The following is a 20,339-nucleotide window of genomic DNA, read 5'->3' as shown; positions in this document are numbered from 1 at the left end:
GCCGCGGCTACCAGGGTCGCTGACCCTTCTTCTTTCGCCGATGCCCCACCCGGCCCGTCGGCGCCCCATCTGACAGACGTCAGCACGGTGGGGCGCGGACGGTGCGGGTGGGGCGTCGGCGTTCCTGTGCCAGGAGTTCAGCGCTCGTGGATGGCGGCGAGGACGACCGGATCGGAGCATCCGCGCACGAAGCCTGCCAGCCTCCGTCTGATCTCGAAGGCGAGCATCCGCACGCCGATCCACTCGGCGATCGGCGCGAGCCAGGCCGGTCGGCACGAGAAGTTGTACTTCCAGACCGCCAGCGTCCCCTCTGGCACTTCTGTGAAACGCCATCCGCCGCCGAGCTTCTCGAAGAACCAGGGCCCGCGCTCCATCACCATCCCGACGTTCGTCGGCGGCGCGTACGAGACGTACCGGCTGACCATGGCGAATCCCAACCGCTGTCGCGTGAAGGTGCGCACGCCCTTCGCCGCGTCGTCCGCGCCGTCGAGGAAGTGCTGCGCGCTGATGAAGCGATCCCACCGCCGTCTCACCACACCCGTGGTCTGCGACACGGCGAAGGCCGTGGCCGGATCCACCGGAACGATGGCCTCAGCGCTCACGACGGGCATGGCCGCCGCGACTCAGCGCGTGGGGAACTGGCGTTCGGGGGAACCCACGTACAGCTGCTGCGGGCGGCCGATCTTGGTCTGCGCATCGAGGTTGAGCTCGCGCCACTGAGCCAGCCAGCCGGGCAGGCGGCCGATCGCGAACAGAACGGTGAACATGCGAGTGGGGAAGCCCATCGCCTTGTAGATCACGCCGGTGTAGAAATCGACGTTCGGGTACAGGCGACGCTCTCGGAAGTAGTCGTCGGCCAGTGCGAGCTCCTCGAGCTCCTTGGCCAGGTCGAGCAGCGGATCCGAGACGCCCAGCGAGGTCAGCACCTCGTCGGCCGCGGCCTTGACGAGCTTGGCGCGGGGGTCGTAGTTCTTGTAGACCCGGTGCCCGAAGCCCATCAGCTTCACGCCCTCTTCCTTGTTCTTCACCCGCTCGACGAAGCGCGAGACGCTCTGGCCGGAGTCGCGGATCTGGCCGAGCATGGTGAGGACGGCCTCGTTCGCACCGCCGTGGAGGGGGCCGGAGAGCGCCTGGATGCCGGCCGAGATCGACGCGAACTGATTGGCTCCGGTCGAGCCGACCAAGCGCACGGTCGAGGTGGAAGCGTTCTGCTCGTGATCCTCGTGCAGGATCAGCAGCAGTTCGAGCGCCTTCGACATCACGGGGTTGATCTCGTAGGGCTCGGAGTGGACGCCGAAGTTCAACTTGAGGAAGTTGTCGACGAAGCTCAGCGAGTTGTCGGGATAGAGGAACGCCTGCCCGAGCGCCTTCTTGTGGGCGTATGCCGCGATGACGGGGAGCTTGGCGAGCATGCGGATCATGTTCAGCTCGACGTGCTCGGGGTTGTTCGGGTCGGTCTGGCCCTCGTAGTAGGTCGACAGCGCCGCAACCGCCGACGACAGCACCGACATCGGGTGCGCCGTGTGCGGCAGGGCGGAGAAGAAGTGCTTGAGGTCTTCGTGCAGGAGCGTGTGCCGGCGGATCTTGTCGTCGAACTCCGCGAGCTCGGATGCGGTCGGCAGCTCTCCGTAGATGAGCAGCCAGGCGACCTCGAGATAGCTGGTGCTGCCCGCGAGCTGCTCGATCGGATAACCCCGATAGCGGAGGATGCCCTGGTCGCCGTCGATGAAGGTGACGGCCGATTTGGTCGAGGCGGTGTTCACGAAGCCGTAGTCGAGACCTGTGTAGCCGGTCTGACGCGTCAAGGTCGAGAAGTCGATGCTGTCGTGTCCGGCGGTGCCCCGCACGACCGGGAACTCTGCGACGGTGTCGCCGATCGTCAGCTTCGCCGAAGCCTGCTGCTCTGCCCCTGCGCTCACGCGGGCCTCCTCAAGAGTGTTGATCAAGCCGAAGTGGCGATGTCACGGCGCAGAGCGCCAGGTCGGGTCACGACCGAATCGCCTTTACAGCCTAGTAGGCGCATCGGCCAACTGTGACAATCGCCAAAAGAAGTGCGGATGCAGTGGGGGAATCTATAGATTCGCCGCGGAAAGGCGTCGAGCCGCCTCCGCGATGCGCTCGCTCGGCGCTGTCAGCGTGAGACGCACGTGCTCGTCGGAATGCGTGCCGTAGAAGGGACCGGGGCCGGCCAGGATGCCGAGCCCGGCGAGCCGATCCATGCTCTCCCAGGCGTCGCGGCCCTCTGTCGCCCACAGGTAGAGCCCGGCCTCGGAGCCGTCGATCCGGAAGCCTGCGGCCTCCAGAGCCGGGCGCAGCACGTCGCGGCGACCGCGATACAGCTCCTTCTGCACCCGCACGTGCTCCTCGTCGCCGAGCGCCGCCGCCATCGCGTGCTGCACAGGCGCCGGTGGCATGAGCCCGAGGTGCTTGCGCGCCGTCAGCAGTTCGCCCACGATCTTCGCGCACCCGGCGATGAAAGCCGCGCGGTAGCCGGCGAGGTTCGACTGCTTGCTGAGCGAGTACACGCTCAAGAGATTCGCGCGGCTTCCGCCCGTCACACGAGGATCGAGCACCGAGGGCACCGGCTCGGTCGCCCACGGGCCGTCCCAGCCCAGCTCGGCATAGCATTCGTCGCTCGCCAGCACGGCGCCCAGTTCGCGGGCGCGCTCGACAGCCGCACGCAGCTCATCGACCGTCCAGGTGCGGCCGTCCGGATTGCCGGGGCTGTTGATCCAGATGAGCTTTGCGCCTTCGGGCCATTCGGCAGGGTCGTCGATCGCCACAGGTGCGGCTCCGGCGACGCGGGCTCCGACCTCATAGGTCGGATAGGCGATACGCGGGTGCACCACGATGTCGCCTTCGCCGAGCCCGAGGAGCGTCGGCAGCAGCGCGACGAGCTCCTTGGATCCGATCGTGGGCAGGACGTTCGCGACGGCGAGATCAGGAACGCCGCGTCGACGCGCATACCAGTCGACGATCGCCTCCCGCAGCGCAGGCGTGCCGACGGTCTGCGGGTACGCGTGCGCGTCGGTCGCCTCGGCCAGCGCTCTGCGCACGACCTCGGGTGTCGGGTCGACAGGCGATCCGATGGAGAGATCGACGAGACTCTGCGGATGCTGCGCCGCCCGTTCACGGTAGGGAACGACGGCGTCCCACGGATAGTCTGCGAGGTCGCGGACGCTCACAGCTCACTCGCCCTGGGGCGGGAGGGCGGCGATGATCGGGTGGTCGAAGGCGATGACGCCGGTCTTGGCCGCACCGCCTGGCGAGCCGATCTCGTCGAAGAACTCCACGTTCGCCTTGTAGTAGTCCGCCCATTCCTCAGGCAGATCATCCTCGTAGTAGATCGCCTCGACCGGACACACCGGCTCGCACGCCCCGCAGTCCACGCACTCATCCGGATGGATGTACAACGAACGTTCACCCTCATAGATGCAGTCCACGGGGCACTCGTCGATGCAGGCACGATCCTTCACATCGACACACGGAAGCGCGATCACATACGTCACGGTTTCAGTCTACGCGCGCGAGTCGGTGGCGGATGTCTCTGCGACGGCTTCGGTGCGCACCGGCAACCTCCGGATCGACGGCCAGGTGACGGTGAGGATCACGAGACCGGCCACGAGGTAGATCCAGATCTGGCCCATCGCCGTGTTCTCGACGACAACGGATCCGCCGGGGCCGACGCCCGAGATGATGAGCAGCATCCCGACCATTCCGGCCCCCGCAGCGACCGTCGCCGCGCGGTCGTGCGTGAGCGATCGGATCGCGATGAGGATCGCGCCGCAGGCGATCGTGCCGACGACGATCCCGATCGGGATCGGTCCCCACATGAGACTGTGCGCGATCGTTCCGGCGACCCCGAAGATCCCGCCGACGACAGCCGCGGCCAGCCAGGACAGCACTCTCGATACCCACTTCACCCCACGATCCTATGCGGGTGGGCTATGCGGATGCCTCACGCGGCGAGGCCTGCAAGCCGCAGCAGGGCCGCGACCGCAGCCGCGGCGAACACCACGACGAGGAACGACTGACGCGCCCACAGGAGTCCGGCCGCGACGAGGACGGCGGGCACGCGCGCATCGACCATCACCGCCTGCCCCGCACCCAGTGTCTGCACGGCTACGAGGGCCGCGAGCAGCGCGACCGTGAGCAGATCGGAGATGCGAGCGGGGCGCGGTTCCTCGAGGATCCGTGCCGGGACGAGGTAGCCCGCGGCCTTCATCGCGAGACAGATCGTCGCCGCGAGCACGATGGCGCCCCAGAGCGTCATGCGGTCGCTCCTTCCCGGCCGCCCAGCCAGTTGAACCAGCCGACGATGATCGCGACGAGAGCCGCGATCAGCACCGGAAGACTCGGCATGATGAAAGGCGTGAGAGAGGCCGCCACCACTGCGGCCGCCACTCCGACGGCGATCGCCTGCCGCTGCTTCAGACGCGGCCACAGCAGCGCGAGGAACGCGGCCGCGGCCGCGGCATCCAGCCCCCACATCTTCGGGTCGCCCAGCACGTCGCCCACCAGAGCGCCGATCAGTGTCGTGACGTTCCATCCGAGGAAGATCCCGACGCCCGTCACCCAGAAGCCCACCTGCCGGAGCCGGGGATCGCTCTGCGAGATGGCGACCGCGGTCGACTCGTCGATCGTGAAGTGCGCTGCGGTCGCCCGACGCAGCGCTCCCCCGCCGACGATCGGCGACATCCGCATGCCGTATGCGACATTGCGCACTCCCAGCAGCGCCGCGGATGCGATCGCCGAGGGAAGAGCCGCAAGCCCTCCAGCCGCGAAGACGCCGACGAAGGCGAACTGCGACCCTCCCGTGAACATCAACAGGCTCAGCACGCACGCCTGCCACACGTCGAGGCCGGCGGCGACGGCGAGAGCGCCGAAGGAGATGCCGTATGCGCTCGTCGCGAAAACGACGCCGAGAGCCTCACGCCACACCTCCCGTTCAGCTGTCACGAGTCGCCGTTCGATTCAGTGAACACATGACCATGATTCTGAACGGGCGACAACGGATAGTCAAGTGAACGATCGTTTGGCATGATGAACACATGGAGGATCTTCGTACTCGCATCGCCCGCACCCTCCGCCGTGAACGGGAGGCGGCCGCCCTGTCGGTCTCAGAGCTGGCTCGCAGAGCAGGCGTGTCGAAGGCGACGGTCTCGCAGCTCGAGAGCGGGCAGGTGGGACCGAGCGTCGAGACGCTGTGGGCTCTCGGGGTGGGGCTCGGCGTGCCGTTCGCCGTGCTCGTGGACCAGCAGACGAATGCGCCGACGCTCATCCGCGCCGACGACCGCGCGGGTGTGCCGTCATCCGCCGCCGCGTACAGCGCGACTCTGCTTTCGGCCAGCCCGCCCGGTGCACGCCGCGACATCTACCTGATCCAGGCGGAGCCGGGCGACGCCCGCCGATCCGATCCGCATCACCCCGGCACGATCGAGCACGTCATCCTCAGTGCCGGCCAGGCGCATGTCGGCCCTTCAGACGCGCCGGTGCTGCTAAACCCCGGCGACTACCTGACCTACCCCGGCGATGCGCCGCACGTCTTCGATGCGACGATGCCGGGCACCAGTGCCGTGCTCATCTCAGAGCTGCGCTGATACCCGGCACCGGAGAACGGGAGCCGGCAGTACGGATTCCGGTCAGTACCAGTTCGTCGTCTGCGAGTGCCCCCAGGCGCTGCACGGCGTGCCGTACACCGAGGAGATGTATCCCAGCCCCCACGCGATCTGCGTCGCGGCGTTCGTGGCCCAGTCTCCGCCCGCCGAAGCCATCTTGCTTCCGGGAAGCGCCTGCGGGATGCCGGTTGCACCGGAGGGGTTGTAGGCCTGGTAGTTCCAGCTGGACTCCTTGTTCCACAGCGAGTTGAGGCACTGGAACTGGTCGTCTCCCCAGCCGTACCGGCTCGCGGCCATGTCCCGAGCGGCAGCACGAGCACCGTCGGGGGTGTTCACCGCGGCCAGTGCGGCCGCGGCCGCCGCGGCCTGTGCGGCAGCCTGCTCCGCTGCGGCCTTCGCGGCGTCATCCGCGGCCTTCTTCTCCTGAGCCGCCGTGAGCGCGGCCTGCAGGGTCGCGGTCTCGGCGACGACAGCGGCCGTCGTCTTCTCGGTGTCGGCCGTCAGCACGGTCAGCAGCATCCCGGGCATCACCGCACGCTCGTCCAGGGCGTTGATGTCGTGGTGCAGCTCGCCGGTGTCGATCGAGGTGACGGACTCGCCGAGATCGAGGCCCGAGAGCACGACGTCCGCGTTCAGCTGGATTGCCGCGTCGACGGCCGCATGCGCCGCGATCAGACTCGTGGACGCCTCATCCGCCACCTTCGCCAGCGGCTCCGGGCCGGCGAGCTCGGTGACCGCTGAGATCATGTTCTCGGCGCCGGCGGCCGGAGCCGAGACGAAGCCGACGGTCACGGTGATTCCGAGCAGGGCCGCGCCAGCGGCCGCGAACATCAGGATCGGGCGACGGGCGGTCACGGTGGAACGGGCGGATGCCGCTGCGGCGGCGCGCCGAAGCGCACGGGTGTTCTGAAGCATGATGAAGGGTTCGACTTTCGGGTCGTCGTTCGCGCCCTCGCAGGAGACTCATCGGGAGGTCGTCCCGGGCACAAGTCATCGAGTCTGAAGCAGTCACCTGAACGAAAAATCCGCGTCACCTGGGTGATTCATGAGAAAAAGGGCCCTGCGCCGCCGTTTCGGCGGCGCAGGGCCCTTTTCGTGGAGGTGCTGCCGGGCAACCTCCCAGCGTGCTGTCAGGCCTTGGCGTCCTGGCGCTTGAGACGCGAGGCCTCGCGTCCGCGGACCGTCTGGTCGAGGATCACCTTGCGGATCCGCACGACCTCCGGCGTCACCTCGACGCATTCGTCGTCGCGGGCGAACTCGAGGCTCTCCTCGAGCGTGAGCACGCGCGGCGGCGTCATCGACTCGAAGGTGTCGGAGCTCGCCGCACGCATGTTGGTGAGCTTCTTCTCCTTGGTGATGTTCACGTCCATGTCATCCGCGCGCGAGTTCTCGCCGATGACCATGCCCTCGTAGACCTCCTGCGTGGGCTGCACGAAGAACGACATACGCTCCTGCAGTGCGATCATCGCGAAGGGCGTCACGACGCCCATGCGGTCGGCCACGATGGAGCCGTTCTGACGGGTCGTGATCTGGCCGGCCCAGGGCTCGTAGCCGTGCGAGATCGCGTTCGCGATGCCGGTGCCGCGCGTCGTGGTGAGGAACTCGCTGCGGAAGCCGATGAGTCCGCGGGAGGGGACGATGAACTCCATGCGCACCCAGCCGGTGCCGTGGTTGGTCATGTTCTCCATGCGGCCCTTGCGGTTCGCGAGCAGCTGCGTGATCGCGCCGAGGTGCTCCTCCGGCGTGTCGATCGTGAGGTGCTCGAAGGGCTCGTAGGTCTTGCCGTCGATCTTCTTCGTGACCACCTGGGGCTTGCCGACCGTGAGCTCGAAGCCTTCGCGGCGCATGTTCTCGACGAGGATGGCCAGCGCGAGCTCGCCGCGTCCCTGGACCTCCCACGCGTCCGGGCGTCCGATGTCGACGACCTTGAGCGAGACGTTTCCGATGAGTTCGCGATCGAGGCGGTCCTTGACCATGCGGGCCGTGAGCTTGTGCCCCTTGACCTTGCCCATGAGGGGCGAGGTGTTGGTGCCGATCGTCATCGAGATGGCGGGATCGTCGACGGTGATCGCCGGCAGCGGACGGACGTCCTCCGGGTCGGCGATGGTCTCGCCGATCGTGATGTTCTCGAAGCCGGCGATGGCGACGATGTCACCGGGGCCCGCCTCCTCGGCGGGGTAGCGCTCGAGCGCTCGGGTCTTCAGCAGCTCGGTGATGCGCGCGTTGCTGGTGCTGCCGTCGGCGCGGACCCAGGCGACCGTCTGACCCTTCTTGAGGGTGCCGTTGAAGACGCGCAGCAGGGCGAGGCGGCCGAGGAACGGGCTGGAGTCGAGGTTCGTGACCCAGGCCTGCAGTGGGGCCTCGTCGTCGTACGACGGGGCCGGGACGTGCTCGAGGATCGCTTCGAACAGCGGCTCGAGGTCGTCGTTGTCGGGCAGCGATCCGTCGGCCGGGCGGTTGCGCGACGCGGCGCCTGCGCGACCCGATGCGTAGACGACCGGCACGTCGAGCAGTGCGTCGACATCGAGGTCGGGCACGTCGTCGACGAGGTCGGAGGCGAGTCCGAGCAGCAGGTCGTGCGCCTCCTCCTCGACCTCGGCGATGCGAGCATCGGGACGATCGGTCTTGTTCACGAGGAGGATGACGGGCAGCTTGGCCTCGAGCGCCTTGCGCAGCACGAAGCGGGTCTGCGGCAGCGGGCCCTCCGAGGCGTCGACGAGCAGGACGACGCCGTCGACCATGGACAGGCCGCGCTCGACCTCACCCCCGAAATCGGCGTGCCCGGGCGTGTCGATCACGTTGATCGTGATGTCTCTGCCGGCGGCGTGCTTGCCCTTGTAGGTGATCGCCGTGTTCTTGGCGAGGATCGTGATGCCCTTCTCGCGCTCCAGATCGTTGGAGTCCATGGCGCGTTCTTCCATGTGCTCGTGAGAGCCGAATGAGCCGGTCTGACGGAGCATCGCGTCGACGAGGGTGGTCTTGCCGTGGTCGACGTGAGCGACGATTGCGACGTTGCGGAGGTCTGAACGGAGGGCGTGCGCCATGCAGGAGTCCTAAGAAGGTGGTGGGAAAAGCCGGGAATCCGACGTTCCAGGATACCCTATGCGCACAGCCGGTTCCTGAGCACCCGTCGTACGATCGGGGTTGTGACCTCCACTCCCCCTCCCGCGCGCCTGGCGTTCGCAGGCGGTTCCTCACGCGCACGCATCTGGTGGGAGATCTCGATCGTGCTCGCGCTGGGCCTCGGCCAGTCGGCGGTCTACGCGATCGTGCAGCTCGCGTACCGGCTCACCGACACCACGCCTCTGGCCGATCAGACGGCGACGCTCAACCCCTCGCGCAGCGACCGCGAGCTCTTCGACCTGATCTACCAGGTGCTCTCGATCGGCTTCTCCCTGGTACCGGTCCTGCTCGTGTGCTTCCTGCTCTGGCAGACCTCGCGCCCGCACCTCGGCCGCCTCGGCCTCGATGGGAGCGCGGTCGGGAAGGATGCCGGTCGCGGCGTCCTACTGGTGATCGCGATCGGCGTGCCAGGGCTCGGGCTCTACCTCGCCGGACGAGCGCTGGGGCTCTTCGTCGCTGTCGACCCAGCGGGCCTCGGCGCGCACTGGTGGACGATCCCCGTCCTGCTGCTCTCGGCCGCCAGAGCCGCGATCCAGGAGGAGTTCGTGGTTCTCGGGTACCTCTTCGCACGGCTGCGCGAGCTCCGATGGGGGCCGTGGACGATCATCCTCTCGACGTCTGCGCTGCGCGCCACCTATCACCTGTACCAGGGGCCGGGCGCCTTCATCGGCAACTTCGCCATGGGGCTGCTGTTCGGCTGGCTGTTCCAGCGCTCGGGGCGGCTGCTGCCGTTCCTCGTCGCACACTTCCTGATCGACGCGACCGTCTTCGTCGGCTATCCGTGGGCGGCGGCCACCTGGCCCGCGCTGTTCGGGCTCCCCGGCTGAGGGATCAGGCGTTCGCGATCAGGATCGCAGCGATCGCCCAGATCACGATGGCTCCGAGGGCCATGAGCGCAGGCAGATCCCACGAACGGATGATCGGAGCATCCGCCGTGTCTGGAGCAGCCTCCCAGCGCTCTTCGATCTCGGAGAGCGCGCGGATGCCGGCAGGCTCTCGCGAGTCGCCGTCGCGCCCGGGGCGGCGCACAGGACCGGCCTTCGCTGGCCCTCCGTAGCAAGAGAGCTTCCGGCCGTCGTCGAGGACGAAGACCAGCTGCCAGCGCAGTTCGATCGAACGGACCCTCTTCCATCCGAACGATGTGCGCCGCAGCAGATTCTGCACCGTCACCCCGTCGTCGTCGATCTGCACCCGCGAGACGTAGGCGTTCTCGTACACGATCCAGAGGGCCAGCAGAATCCAGGGCGCCAGAAGGAGCATCCGTCCCCATCCGGCGCGGACGACCGCGTCGCCCAGCAGGAACAGCGCCAGCAGGATCGCGATCCCGATGGCGAACAGCCCGGAGGGCGCACGGAAGATCCGCACGCCCTCCGGTCGACCGTCGTGGTTCACTCAGTGGCCGCCCAGTGCGATCGAGGCACCCGGGATGGCCTGAAGCAGACGCTCGGTGTACTCCTCCTGCGGGTTCGCGAAGATTTCATCGACCGTGCCCTGCTCGACGACGCGCCCCTTCTCCATGACGCACACGCGGTCTGCGATCACTCGCACGACAGCGAGGTCGTGCGTGATGAACAGATACGTGAGTCCGAGCTCGGACTGCAGATCCGCGAGCAGGTTCAGCACCTGCGCCTGCACGAGCACGTCGAGAGCGGACACGGCCTCGTCGAGGACGACGATCTCGGGCTTGAGAGCCAGCGCCCGCGCGATCGCGACGCGCTGACGCTGACCGCCGGAGAGCTCGTTCGGATAGCGATCCGCCACGCTCGCCGGCAGCGCCACCTGATCGAGCACCTCGAACACGCGAGCGCGTCGCGAGGCCGAATCGCCCACGCCGTGCACGCGCAGAGGCTCTGCGACGGTGTTGCCGATGTTGTGCAGAGGGTCCAGCGAACCGTAGGGATCCTGGAAGACCGGCTGCATCTGCCGGCGCAGTGCCTGCAGCTGCGGACGCGACAGCTCGTCGGTGTCCTGACCGTTCACGAGGATCTTTCCGGACGTCTTCTTCTCGAGCCGGAGCAGCATCTTGGCCGCCGTCGACTTGCCGGAGCCCGATTCGCCCACGATGGCCATCGTGGACCCCTTGGGCACCTGGAACGACATCTTGTCGACCGCCGTGAAGTCCGTCGAACGGAACCCGCTGCCTCGCAGCTTGTACACCTTGGTGACGTCGCGGAACTCGATGACCGGAGAAGCGTCTTCGGTCGTCTCGAGATGCGCGATGCTCGCGAGGTCGACCGTGCCGGTGGCCTCGGCGAGCGCCTCCGCCAGCGGATCGGCTCCACCGGTCGCCGCAGCCTGGATTCGCTTCGAGGCGAGGCTGGGCGCCGCGGAGACGAGGCGCTGCGTGTACGGATGCTGCGGATTCTGCAGGATCTCGAGGGCAGGGCCCGACTCCACGATGCGTCCGCGGTGCATCACCACGAGGTTCTCCGCCCGCTCCGCGGCGAGGCCGAGGTCGTGGGTGATGAACAGCACGGCGGTGTTCCGCTCGGTGGTCAGCATCTCGAGATGGTCGAGGATCTTCTTCTGCACCGTGACATCGAGCGCACTGGTGGGCTCGTCCGCGATCAGCAGCTTGGGATTGGACGAGAGTCCGATGCCGATGAGCACGCGCTGGCGCATGCCGCCGGAGAACTCGTGCGGGAACTGACGCAGACGCTTGTCGGCATCCGCGAGCCCCGCCTCCTGCAGCGCCTGGATGGCGCGCTGACGCGCCTCCCTGCGCCCGTGGGCCTGCCCGTTGGCGAGGATGGTCTCCTCGACCTGGAAGCCGATCCGGTGCACGGGGTTGAGGCTGTTCATCGGGTCCTGGGGAACCAGGCCGATGAGCTTTCCTCGAACGTCCTCGATCTGCGGGCGGGTGAGCTTCGTGAGGTCGCGCCCCTCGAATCTCACCGCGCCACCGGTGATCTGACCGCTGCCGGGCAGCAGGTTGATGATCGCGTGCGCGGTCGTCGACTTGCCGGAGCCCGACTCGCCCACGATCGCCATGGTCTCGCCCGGGTAGATGTCGAAGCTGATTCCGCGGACTGCGGGGACGAACCCGTCCTGCGTCCGGAACGCGACTTCGAGGTTCTCCACCGACAGCAGCGGGACTCCGGGATTGGTGCCCCCGCGGCCGAGGTCTTCTTGCGTCTCGGGAATGCTCATCGCAGCGCCCTCGCCTTCGGGTCGAGCGCGTCGCGCACCGTCTCGCCGAGCATGATGAACGACAGGACGGTGAGAGAGAGCGCGATGGACGGCCAGATCAGTGGCATCGGGTCGGTGCGCAGACGGTTCTGAGCTTGCGCGATGTCGTTGCCCCACGAGATGAACTCGGGCGGCAGGCCGACGCCGAGGAACGACAGGGTCGCCTCGGCTGTGATCGCCGCGGCGAGTCCGACGGTCGAGAGAACGATCACGGGAGCGATCGAGTTCGGCATCACGTGCGTGAACATGGTGCGCACGCGGGACACGCCGAGCGCTTCGGATGCCATCACGTAATCCGACGAGCGCACTCGCAGGATCTCCGCTCGCAGGATGCGGGCGGTCGCGGGCCAGCCGAAGAAGCCGATCGCGAGCGACACCACGAGGATGTTCCTGTCGTTCAGGAACACCGACATGATGACCACGGCAGCGAGCACGTAGGGGATCGCGAAGAACATGTCGCCGATGCGCATGAGCAGCGAATCGATCCAGCCTCCGAAGAAGCCGGCGAAGGCGCCGATCACGATGCCCATGACCGCGATGATGATCGTCACGATGATGCCGACCGACAGCGAGGTGCTGGTGCCGTGCACGACGCGCGAGTACACGTCGCATCCCTGGAAGTTGTATCCGAACGGATGACCGGGCGCAGGCCCGTCGTTCGAGTGATTCAAGTCGCAGGCGAACGGGTCGATCGGCGCGAACAGGCTCGGGAAGAGCGCCACGATGATGAGGAACACGACGAACACGCCGGCGGTCCAGAACATCCAGCGGCCACGGAGGTCGCGCCAGGCGTCGAGCCACAGGTTGCTCTTGCGCTCTGCGACGCGAACGGCGTCGACGGCGCCGAGACCGCCCTCGTCGACCTCGGCCACATAGTGCGCCATGCGGCGGATGGGAGTCTTATCGGACATAGCGGATCCTCGGGTCGAGCACGCCGTAGAGCAGGTCGATGACCAGGTTGACCATGACGTAGATGACGACGAGCACCGTGACGATCGAGACGATCTCCGGTCCGTCGTGCTGGTTGATGGCCTTGAACAGTTCGTTTCCGATGCCGGGGACGTTGAAGACACCCTCGGTGACCGTCGCGCCGACGATCAGGATGCCGAAGTCGGCGGCCAGGTTCGTGGTCACGGGGATCATCGAGTTGCGCAGCACGTGCACGGGGATGACCCGTGACGTCGGAAGACCCTTGCCGTACGCCATGCGCACGAAGTCCTGCTGACGGGTCTCGATCACGGAGCCGCGCGTGAGGCGGACCACGTAGGCGAAGTTCAGCGCCGCCAGGACTATGGCGGGAAGCATCAGATCGGCCCATGGAGCGCCTCTGCCGACGGTGGCGCGGAACAGTCCCAGCTCGAGAGCGAGGAAGTACTGCGCGATGAAGGCGAGCACGAAGACGGGCATGGAGATGAGCACGAGGCTCAGGAGCATCGACGCGTAGTCGAAGACGCTGTTCTTGCGCAGACCTGCGATGAGCCCGACGAGGACGCCGAACACGAGCTGGATGATGATCGCCAGCAGTGCGAGTCGGAGTGTGGTCGGGAACTTGGCGACGAGGATCTCGTTGACGCTCTGGCCACGGAAGGTCGTGCCGAGATTGCCTTGGAACAGGTCGCCGAGGTAGATGAGGTAGCGCGTGAAGAACGGCTGGTCCAGGTGGAACTTCGCCTGCAGAGCGGCGTACTGGGCGTCGGTCGGCGTCTTGTCGCCGAACAGGGCCAGAATCGGGTCGCCGGGAAGCAGGAAGACCATCGAGAAGATCAGGAAGGTCGCACCGAGGAAGACGGGGATCGCCTGGAGCAGGCGACGGATGATGTAGGCAGTCATTGCTGGTAACCGAACTGCGCCGTGCGGGGCGACACTTTCGCGTCGCCCCGCACGGCGGGGTCAGATCAGGACCTGAGTCTTACTCGGCCTTGGTGATCTGGTAGATGATCGGCCAGCTGTCCCAGCCGTACGCGACGTCCTCGACCGCGGTCGAGTAGCCGGCGTTGGTGGAGCGGTACCACAGCGGCAGGACGGGCAGGTCCGCGAAGAGGACCTCCTGCGCCTGCTCGAAGAGCGCGTTGCCCTCTTCGACCGTCGGAGCCGTCGCGCCCTTCTGCACGAGCTCGTCGTACTTCGGGTTCGAGTAGTCGCCGTCGTTGGAGCCGGCTCCCGTGATGAACAGCGCGCCCAGGATGTTGTAGGCGCCCGGGTAGTCGAACTGCCAGCCCGAACGCGTTGCGGCGTTCAGCGTGCGGTTCTTGATCTCGGCGCGCAGCGTGGCGAGGTCCGGGAAGGACTGACCGGCGGCGTCGATGCCCAGCGTGTTCTTGATCTGGTTCGAGACCGCGTCGACCCACGGCTGGTGTCCGCCGTCGGCGTTGTACGCGATGGTAAACGTGCCGCTCCACGGGGAGATGGCGTCGGCCTGAGCCCACAGCTCCTTCGCCTTGTCGGCGTCGGCGTGAGTGACCTCGGAGCCCTTGATCTCGTCGTTCCAGCCCGCGATGACCGGGGAGGTGTAGTCGACGGCCGGGGTGCGGGTGCCCTCGAAGATCACGTCGGTGATCTGGTCGCGGTCGATCGCGTAGGAGATCGCCTGACGACGCAGGTTGCCCTCTTCGTCGTTGCCGAAGTGAGCCAGACGCGCGGGGATGGTCAGACCCTCCCAGATCGCGGCGGGCTGGTCGACGGCACGGTCGCCCAGGTCGTCCTTGTACGTGGCCAGTGCGGACGGCGGAACGCCCGGGTTGATCACGTCGAGGTTGTCGGAGAGCAGGTCGGCGTAGGCCGCGTCAGCCGTGCCGTAGACGACGAGGTCGACGCCGCCGTTCTGCGGCTTGCGCGGGCCGTCGTACTTGTCGTTCGGGACGAGGGAGATGACGGCGTCGTGCTCCCACTTCTCGAGCTTGTACGGGCCGTTTCCGACCGGGTTCTGGCCGAAGGTCTCCGGGTCGTCGAAGAACGACTCGGGCAGCGGCGAGAACACCTGGTAGCCGAGCGAGGTGGGGAAGTCGGACTGCGGAGCCGCGAGCTCGACCGTGAACGTGGTGTCGTCGACCGCTTCGAGCGACAGCGAGTCCTCGACCACGACGGGGTTGTCCGGGTCGTCGCCGCCGTCGTTGTAGCCGGCGAAGTTGGCGAACCACCACTGGTTCTCGAATGCCGGGTCGGAGGCGGCGTACTGCCACGCCTTCACGAAGGACTCGGCGGTCAAGGGAGTGCCGTCGCTGAACTCCTGGTCCTTCTTGATCTTGATGGTCCAGGTCTGGTTGTCCTCGGACTCGATCGACTCGGCGAGGTCGTTGACGACCTTGCCGTCCGCTTCGTAGTAGACCAGGCCGGCGAAGATGTTCTGCAGCACCAGGCCGCCGCCGACCTCGTTGGTGACTGCGGGCAGAAGGGGGTTCTGGGGCTCGTTGCTCTGAACGGTGACGATGCCGGTCGATGCGCCGGTCTCTTCGCCGCCGTTGCCGGCGTCGCCGTTGCCGGCCGAGCAGCCGGCAAGTGCCATGACACCTGCGGCGAGCAGGGCGGTGCCCGCGAGGGCGATCCTGTTGCGTTTCACGTGCGTCCTCCTGTGGACAATGCGGGTACTGCGCGAGCGTCATCGGTCGCGCAGGGATATTCGAGAGTAACCCGACCTTCCGCGAACGCCGCACTCCGTGAATCAACCGTTACTGAGTTGCGATCAACTCGACACACGGCGGACACACGGCGTCACGCGGGGAAACGGCGACGGCGCCGCGCACATCCGTCGGGATGTGCGCGGCGCCGTGGATGATCCGCTCGTCAGGAGATCATGCGAACGCCTCGACCGGCGGGCAGGCGCAGACCAGGTTGCGGTCGCCATAGGCCTGGTCGATGCGGCGCACCGGCGGCCAGTACTTTCCGGCCACGAGAGCGTGAACCGGGTAGGCCGCCTCCTCACGGGTGTAGGCGTGCGTCCACTCCCCCGCGATCAGCGACACCGCGGTGTGCGGCGCGTGCACGAGCGGGTTGTCGTCGGCCGGCCAGCGACCGCCGGCTGTGGCATCCGCCTCGGCCTTGATCATGATCATGGCTTCGATGAAACGCTCGATCTCGCCGAGATCCTCGGACTCGGTCGGCTCGACCATGAGGGTGCCAGCGACCGGGAACGACATGGTCGGGGCGTGGAAGCCGTAGTCGATGAGCCGCTTCGCGACGTCGTCGACGGAGATGCCGGTGGCCTCCTTGAGCGGGCGCAGGTCGAGGATGCACTCGTGCGCGACCCGATCGTTCTCCCCGGTGTACAGCACCGGGTAGTGCTCGCCGAGACGAGCGGCGATGTAGTTAGCCGAGAGGACGGCTGCGGCCGTGGCACGACGGAGACCGTCTGCGCCCATCATGCGCACGTAGGCCCAGGAGATCGGCAGGACGCCGGCTGAGCCGTACGGGGCACCCGAGACGGGGCCACCGTCGAACGTGTAGCCTCCGGCATGCTCGGCGCGCTGCGCCATCGGGTGCGACGGCAGGAAGGGCGCCAGGTGGGCCTTCGCCGCGACGGGACCGATGCCAGGACCGCCGCCGCCGTGCGGGATCGCGAAGGTCTTGTGCAGGTTGAGGTGCGAGACGTCGCCGCCGAGGTCGCCGAAGCGCGCGTACCCGAGCAGTGCGTTGAGGTTCGCGCCGTCCACGTACACCTGGCCACCGGCCTCGTGCACGGCCGTCGTGATCTCCACGACACCCTGCTCGTACACGCCGTGCGTGGACGGGTACGTGATCATCAGCGCAGAGAGCGCGTCGGCGTGGGCGGCGATCTTCGCGCGCAGATCGCCGAGATCGACGTTGCCGAGTTCATCGCAGGCGACGACGACGACCTTCATGCCGGCGAGCACGGCGGATGCCGCGTTCGTCCCGTGCGCTGACGACGGGATCAAGCACACGGTGCGCTGGTCGTCACCGTTCGCCAGGTGGTATCCGCGGATCGCGAGGAGCCCGGCGAGCTCGCCCTGCGATCCGGCGTTCGGCTGCAGCGAGACGGCGTCGTAACCCGTGACCTCGGCCAGCCAGCCCTCGAGCTGCGTGATCAGATCGAGGTACCCGGCGACGTCCGAAGCAGGGGCGAACGGGTGGATGCCGGCGAACTCGGGCCACGTGATGGCCGCCATCTCGGTCGCGGCGTTGAGCTTCATCGTGCAGGACCCGAGCGGGATCATGCCTCGATCGAGCGCGTAGTCGCGGTCGGCGAGGCTCTTCAGGTACCGCATCATCGCCGTCTCGCTGCGATGCGCGTGGAACACCGGGTGCGTGAGGTACTCGTCCTGCCGGTGAAGAGCCTCAGGCAGAGCGCCCGCGGAGCCGGTGCCGAAGAAGCCGAACGCGCGTTCCTTCTTGCCGCCGAACACCATCGCGACCTGGTGGAGCTCGCCGACCGTCGTCGTCTCATCGACGGAGAGGCCGATGGTGTCGGCATCCGCCACGTGCAACAGGATTCCGTAGCCGTCGTGCGCCTGCGCGGCGAACTCCACGGCGCGGCCGGGGACCCGCACCTGCAGTGTGTCGAAGAAGGCGTCGTGCAGCACCTCGACACCCGCGTCGGCCAGCCAGTCGCGCAGCAGCGCGGCCTTCGCCGCAGTCTCGGCGGCGATCGCCCGCAGTCCGTCAGGCCCGTGGTAGACGGCGTACATCGACGCCATCACGGCGAGCAGCACCTGGGCGGTGCAGATGTTCGAGGTGGCCTTCTCACGGCGGATGTGCTGCTCACGGGTCTGCAGCGACAGCCGGTAGGCGGGCTTGCCGTCGGCATCCACGGACACGCCGACCAGACGCCCGGGCAGCTGACGCTCGAGACCCGCGCGCACCGCCATGTAGCCGGCGTGCGGTCCGCCGAAGCCCATCGGGACTCCGAAGCGCTGGGTGGTGCCCACGGCGACGTCGGCTCCGAGGGATCCGGGAGAGGCGATGAGGGTCAGAGCGAGCAGATCAGCCGCCACGACTGCGAGGCCGCCGGCGAGATGAGCCGCGTCGATCACGGCAGAGGGGTTCCAGACCCGGCCGGAGGCGCCAGGGTACTGGACGAAGACCCCGAACAGCTCGGCGGGCAGCTCCTGGCCTCCGGCGAAGTCGACGGTGACGAGCTCGATGCCCACGGCATCGGCCCGGGTCTCCAGCAGCACCTTGGTCTGCGGCAGGGCGTCGGCGTCGACGGCGAACACGTTCGAGGCCGACTTCGAGGCACGTCGTGCGAGCAGCATCCCCTCGGCGACCGCGGTCGACTCGTCGAGCATCGACGCGTTGGCCGTGGTGAGCCCGGTGAGATCGGCCACCATCGTCTGGAAGTTGATGAGCGCCTCGAGGCGGCCCTGCGAGATCTCCGGCTGATAGGGCGTGTAGGCCGTGTACCAGGACGGGTTCTCGAGCACGTTGCGCTGGATCACGCTCGGCGTGATCGTGCCGTAGTAGCCGAGGCCGATCATCGGCCGGTTCACCGTGTTGCGCGACGCCAGCGCGCGCAGCTCGGCGAGGGCCTCGGTCTCGCTGGCGGCCCGGGGGATGACGCTGTCTTCGCGAGCATCCGTGTAGATGGCGGACGGCACCGCCTGGCGCATCAGCGCCTCGACGGGCTCCTCGGCGTCGGCGACTCCGAGCGCCTCGAGCATGATGCGCTGAGCGGATGCCGGTGTTCCGATGTGACGATCGGCGAAAGAGACCACGGGGAGATCAGCCCTCCGTGAGTGCGACGTACGCGTCGCGGTCGAGCAGGCCGTCGAGCGCGTCGGCGGCGACGGACACCTTGATCAGCCAGCCGCCCTCGAACGGCTCGGAGTTCACGAGCGAAGGGTCGTCGACGACGGCGTCGTTGATCTCGACGACCGTGCCGGCGACGGGGGCGTAGAGCTCCCCGACGGACTTGGTCGACTCGATCTCGCCGACCACCGCACCCGCGGTGATCTCGGTGCCGACGGCGGGGAGCTCGACGAACACGACGTCGCCCAGCTTCTCGGCGGCGTAGTCGGTGATGCCGATCGTGAGGGTGTCGCCGTCGGAGGCGATCCACTCGTGCTCGTCGGTGTACTTGAGTGCGGTGAGGTCGGTCATTTGGTCCTCCGGTAGAAAGGCAGGGCGGTCACGGTGGCGGGGATCCTGGTGCCCCGCACATCAAGGAATACTGCGGTTCCCTCTTCGGCGGAAGACGGAGTCAGATAGGCCATCGCGATCGGGTGGCCGAGAGTCGGGCTCAGGGCGCCGCTGGTGATCTCTCCGAGGACGACGCCGTCCTCGTCGACGACGGCGTAGCCGGCGCGGCCCGCGCGCTTGCCCTCTGCGGCGAGGCCGACGAGGACAGGGGCGCCGGGGGCGGCATCCACGCCCTCCTTGCCGACGAAGCTCTCCTTGGCGGTGACGACGACGCGGCCGAGGCCGGCCTGCACCGGCTTGGTGTCGCGGCTCAGCTCATGCCCGTACAGCGGCATGCCCGCTTCGAGACGGAGGGTGTCGCGCGCGGCGAGTCCTGCGGGGACGAGGCCATGCGGCTCACCGGCGGCGAGCAGGTCGTCCCACAGCGCAGCGGCGTCGGCGGAGCGCACGAGCAGCTCGAAGCCGTCTTCGCCGGTGTACCCGGTGCGCGCGACGAGAAGCGGCTCTCCCAGGAACTGCGCCTCCGTCCAGGCGTAGTACTTCTGCTCGGCCCACGGTGTGCTCAGTTCGGTGATGCCGGAGGTCTCAGCGAGAATCCTCTCAGCCGCCGGGCCCTGCACCGCCAGCAACGCGAACGAGTCGGACACGTCTTCGACGTCGACACCGCGGTCGCCGAGGAAGCCGGCGAAACTGCGCTCCTCCCCTGGTGCGGGCGCAGGCAGCTCGCGCTCCAGCATCGAGGGGAACGCCCTGACCCTCTTGGCGAATGCAGCGTCGACGTAGCCTCTGTTGCCGGCATTCGCGATCACCAGGTAGCGGTCATCGGCCAGGCGGTACGCGATCACGTCGTCGATGATGCCGCCGTCTTCGGCCAGCATCAGCGAGTACTTCGCCTTTCCGACCGCCATCGCGGAAATGCTGCTGGCGAGCGCGTAGTCGAGGAACTGCGCGGCGTACTGGCCGGTGACGAGGAACTCGGCCATGTGCGAGATGTCGAAGATGCCGGCAGCCCGACGCACGGCGTGGTGTTCGGCCAGATCGGAGGTGTAGCGCACGGGCATCTGCCATCCGCCGAAGTCGGTGAAAGATGCTCCGAGCGCCTCGTGGCGTTCGCGCAACGGGGTGTAGCGGGGATCGGACATGGAGTTCTCCCGGGCGTGGGCGGGTGGAACGGCGACGTCGCCGTTCCTCGGAACTCCCCCTCTGTCATGGGCCTGAGAGCTTCGCCCTGAGCAGGGCTTTCACCGTCGGCGGATAACGAACGTGGAGGCGGAGACTCGCGGAAATCGTCTCGCCAGGGTTTCGACTCGGGCGCCGTGC

19 protein-coding genes and 1 riboswitch are annotated in these 20,339 nt (G+C 67.6%); of the genes, 2 read left to right on the top strand and 17 right to left on the bottom strand.

All coding sequences use genetic code 11. The annotated features are described in order from the left end of the window. Nucleotides 1–137: 137 nt before the first annotated feature. The 7 genes from ACI3KT_RS14715 to ACI3KT_RS14685 form a co-directional block, all read right to left on the bottom strand. Entirely contained in the window at nucleotides 138–611 is a 474-nt protein-coding gene (locus ACI3KT_RS14715) for an SRPBCC family protein (protein WP_404905169.1), read from the bottom strand. A gap of 12 nt (nucleotides 612–623) precedes the next feature. After that, nucleotides 624–1,919 (bottom strand): citrate synthase, encoded by a 1,296-nt coding sequence (locus ACI3KT_RS14710; RefSeq protein WP_292907206.1) that lies wholly within the window; start codon nucleotides 1,917–1,919, stop codon nucleotides 624–626. Nucleotides 1,920–2,072: 153 nt separating this feature from the next. Beyond that, nucleotides 2,073–3,185, bottom strand: coding sequence for a succinyldiaminopimelate transaminase (dapC, locus tag ACI3KT_RS14705; RefSeq protein WP_404905166.1), 1,113 nt, complete (start codon nucleotides 3,183–3,185; stop codon nucleotides 2,073–2,075). 3 nt (nucleotides 3,186–3,188) lie between these two features. Beyond that, nucleotides 3,189–3,509 (bottom strand): ferredoxin, encoded by a 321-nt coding sequence (gene fdxA, locus ACI3KT_RS14700; protein WP_292907202.1) that lies wholly within the window; start codon nucleotides 3,507–3,509, stop codon nucleotides 3,189–3,191. 9 nt (nucleotides 3,510–3,518) lie between these two features. After that, entirely contained in the window at nucleotides 3,519–3,923 is a 405-nt protein-coding gene (locus ACI3KT_RS14695; RefSeq protein WP_292907200.1) for a histidinol dehydrogenase, read from the bottom strand. Nucleotides 3,924–3,958: 35 nt separating this feature from the next. Next, a complete protein-coding gene (locus tag ACI3KT_RS14690) occupies nucleotides 3,959–4,273 on the bottom strand; it encodes an AzlD domain-containing protein (RefSeq protein ID WP_307295653.1) in 315 nt (104 codons plus the stop codon). After that, nucleotides 4,270–4,959 carry an AzlC family ABC transporter permease gene (locus tag ACI3KT_RS14685; RefSeq protein WP_404905163.1) on the bottom strand — a complete coding sequence of 230 codons (690 nt, stop codon included), beginning with the start codon at nucleotides 4,957–4,959 and terminating at the stop codon, nucleotides 4,270–4,272. Before ACI3KT_RS14685 ends, ACI3KT_RS14690 begins: the two co-directional genes overlap by 4 nt. Before the next feature lie 92 nt (nucleotides 4,960–5,051). On the opposite strand from ACI3KT_RS14685, the gene ACI3KT_RS14680 reads away from it, so the two are divergent. Continuing rightward, complete coding sequence (locus tag ACI3KT_RS14680) at nucleotides 5,052–5,600, top strand: helix-turn-helix domain-containing protein (protein WP_292907194.1); 549 nt, start codon at nucleotides 5,052–5,054, stop codon at nucleotides 5,598–5,600. A 42-nt stretch (nucleotides 5,601–5,642) separates the two neighbouring features. Here the strand turns inward: ACI3KT_RS14680 and ACI3KT_RS14675 are convergent, their stop codons facing one another. Together ACI3KT_RS14675 and typA are read right to left on the bottom strand one after the other, a co-directional pair. Next, on the bottom strand, nucleotides 5,643–6,533 hold the full coding sequence (locus ACI3KT_RS14675; protein WP_404905160.1) for a phospholipase: 891 nt from the start codon (nucleotides 6,531–6,533) through the stop codon (nucleotides 5,643–5,645). A gap of 215 nt (nucleotides 6,534–6,748) precedes the next feature. Further along, nucleotides 6,749–8,662 carry a translational GTPase TypA gene (typA, locus tag ACI3KT_RS14670; protein WP_292907190.1) on the bottom strand — a complete coding sequence of 638 codons (1,914 nt, stop codon included), beginning with the start codon at nucleotides 8,660–8,662 and terminating at the stop codon, nucleotides 6,749–6,751. Between the two features lie 102 nt (nucleotides 8,663–8,764). Here typA and ACI3KT_RS14665 point away from each other — a divergent pair, with 102 nt between their 5' ends. Then, nucleotides 8,765–9,568: a CPBP family intramembrane glutamic endopeptidase gene (locus ACI3KT_RS14665; RefSeq protein WP_404905157.1), complete on the top strand. Its 804-nt coding sequence runs from the start codon at nucleotides 8,765–8,767 to the stop codon at nucleotides 9,566–9,568. 4 nt (nucleotides 9,569–9,572) lie between these two features. On the opposite strand, the gene ACI3KT_RS14660 is transcribed toward ACI3KT_RS14665, so the two are convergent. The 8 genes from ACI3KT_RS14660 to ACI3KT_RS14625 form a co-directional block, all read right to left on the bottom strand. Then, on the bottom strand, nucleotides 9,573–10,133 hold the full coding sequence (locus ACI3KT_RS14660; protein ID WP_404905154.1) for a PH domain-containing protein: 561 nt from the start codon (nucleotides 10,131–10,133) through the stop codon (nucleotides 9,573–9,575). After that, on the bottom strand, nucleotides 10,134–11,891 hold the full coding sequence (locus ACI3KT_RS14655) for an ABC transporter ATP-binding protein (RefSeq protein ID WP_404905151.1): 1,758 nt from the start codon (nucleotides 11,889–11,891) through the stop codon (nucleotides 10,134–10,136). Then, nucleotides 11,888–12,841, bottom strand: coding sequence for an ABC transporter permease (locus tag ACI3KT_RS14650; RefSeq protein ID WP_292907182.1), 954 nt, complete (start codon nucleotides 12,839–12,841; stop codon nucleotides 11,888–11,890). Before ACI3KT_RS14650 ends, ACI3KT_RS14655 begins: the two co-directional genes overlap by 4 nt. Further along, nucleotides 12,831–13,760, bottom strand: a complete 930-nt coding sequence (locus tag ACI3KT_RS14645) for an ABC transporter permease (RefSeq protein ID WP_292907180.1) — start codon at nucleotides 13,758–13,760, stop codon at nucleotides 12,831–12,833. The genes ACI3KT_RS14650 and ACI3KT_RS14645 overlap by 11 nt, the downstream gene beginning before the upstream one ends. A 79-nt stretch (nucleotides 13,761–13,839) precedes the next feature. Beyond that, a complete protein-coding gene (locus tag ACI3KT_RS14640) occupies nucleotides 13,840–15,486 on the bottom strand; it encodes an ABC transporter substrate-binding protein (RefSeq protein WP_404905148.1) in 1,647 nt (548 codons plus the stop codon). A 232-nt stretch (nucleotides 15,487–15,718) separates the two neighbouring features. Further along, a complete protein-coding gene (gene gcvP, locus ACI3KT_RS14635; protein ID WP_404905181.1) occupies nucleotides 15,719–18,541 on the bottom strand; it encodes an aminomethyl-transferring glycine dehydrogenase in 2,823 nt (940 codons plus the stop codon). Nucleotides 18,542–18,602: 61 nt separating this feature from the next. Then, the gene (gene gcvH, locus ACI3KT_RS14630; protein ID WP_404905145.1) at nucleotides 18,603–18,980 is read right to left on the bottom strand and encodes a glycine cleavage system protein GcvH; all 378 of its coding nucleotides are present in this window, start codon (nucleotides 18,978–18,980) and stop codon (nucleotides 18,603–18,605) included. Then, nucleotides 18,977–20,161: a glycine cleavage system aminomethyltransferase GcvT gene (locus tag ACI3KT_RS14625; RefSeq protein WP_404905142.1), complete on the bottom strand. Its 1,185-nt coding sequence runs from the start codon at nucleotides 20,159–20,161 to the stop codon at nucleotides 18,977–18,979. Before ACI3KT_RS14625 ends, gcvH begins: the two co-directional genes overlap by 4 nt. A gap of 51 nt (nucleotides 20,162–20,212) precedes the next feature. Further along, nucleotides 20,213–20,327: riboswitch (glycine riboswitch) on the bottom strand. Nucleotides 20,328–20,339: the final 12 nt, after the last annotated feature.

The organism is Microbacterium sp. ZW T6_19 (genome assembly GCF_044987465.1).
Taxonomy (GTDB): Bacteria; Actinomycetota; Actinomycetes; order Actinomycetales; family Microbacteriaceae; genus Microbacterium; species Microbacterium natoriense_A.
Note: the sequence above shows the minus strand (reverse complement) of the source record. Positions and strands in the feature narration are given on the sequence as shown.

Bases quoted from the DNA above. Each gene is read 5' to 3' on its own strand.
- ACI3KT_RS14680 (WP_292907194.1), top strand. From the start codon at position 5,052: ATGGAGGATCTTCGTACTCGCATCGCCCGCACCCTCCGCCGTGAACGG.
- ACI3KT_RS14625 (WP_404905142.1), bottom strand. From the start codon at position 20,161: ATGTCCGATCCCCGCTACACCCCGTTGCGCGAACGCCACGAGGCGCTC.
- gcvH (WP_404905145.1), bottom strand. From the start codon at position 18,980: ATGACCGACCTCACCGCACTCAAGTACACCGACGAGCACGAGTGGATC.
- ACI3KT_RS14690 (WP_307295653.1), bottom strand. From the start codon at position 4,273: ATGACGCTCTGGGGCGCCATCGTGCTCGCGGCGACGATCTGTCTCGCG.
- ACI3KT_RS14715 (WP_404905169.1), bottom strand. From the start codon at position 611: ATGCCCGTCGTGAGCGCTGAGGCCATCGTTCCGGTGGATCCGGCCACG.
- gcvP (WP_404905181.1), bottom strand. From the start codon at position 18,541: ATGCTCGAGGCGCTCGGAGTCGCCGACGCCGAGGAGCCCGTCGAGGCG.
- ACI3KT_RS14645 (WP_292907180.1), bottom strand. From the start codon at position 13,760: ATGACTGCCTACATCATCCGTCGCCTGCTCCAGGCGATCCCCGTCTTC.
- typA (WP_292907190.1), bottom strand. From the start codon at position 8,662: ATGGCGCACGCCCTCCGTTCAGACCTCCGCAACGTCGCAATCGTCGCT.
- ACI3KT_RS14675 (WP_404905160.1), bottom strand. From the start codon at position 6,533: ATGCTTCAGAACACCCGTGCGCTTCGGCGCGCCGCCGCAGCGGCATCC.
- ACI3KT_RS14655 (WP_404905151.1), bottom strand. From the start codon at position 11,891: ATGAGCATTCCCGAGACGCAAGAAGACCTCGGCCGCGGGGGCACCAAT.
- ACI3KT_RS14650 (WP_292907182.1), bottom strand. From the start codon at position 12,841: ATGTCCGATAAGACTCCCATCCGCCGCATGGCGCACTATGTGGCCGAG.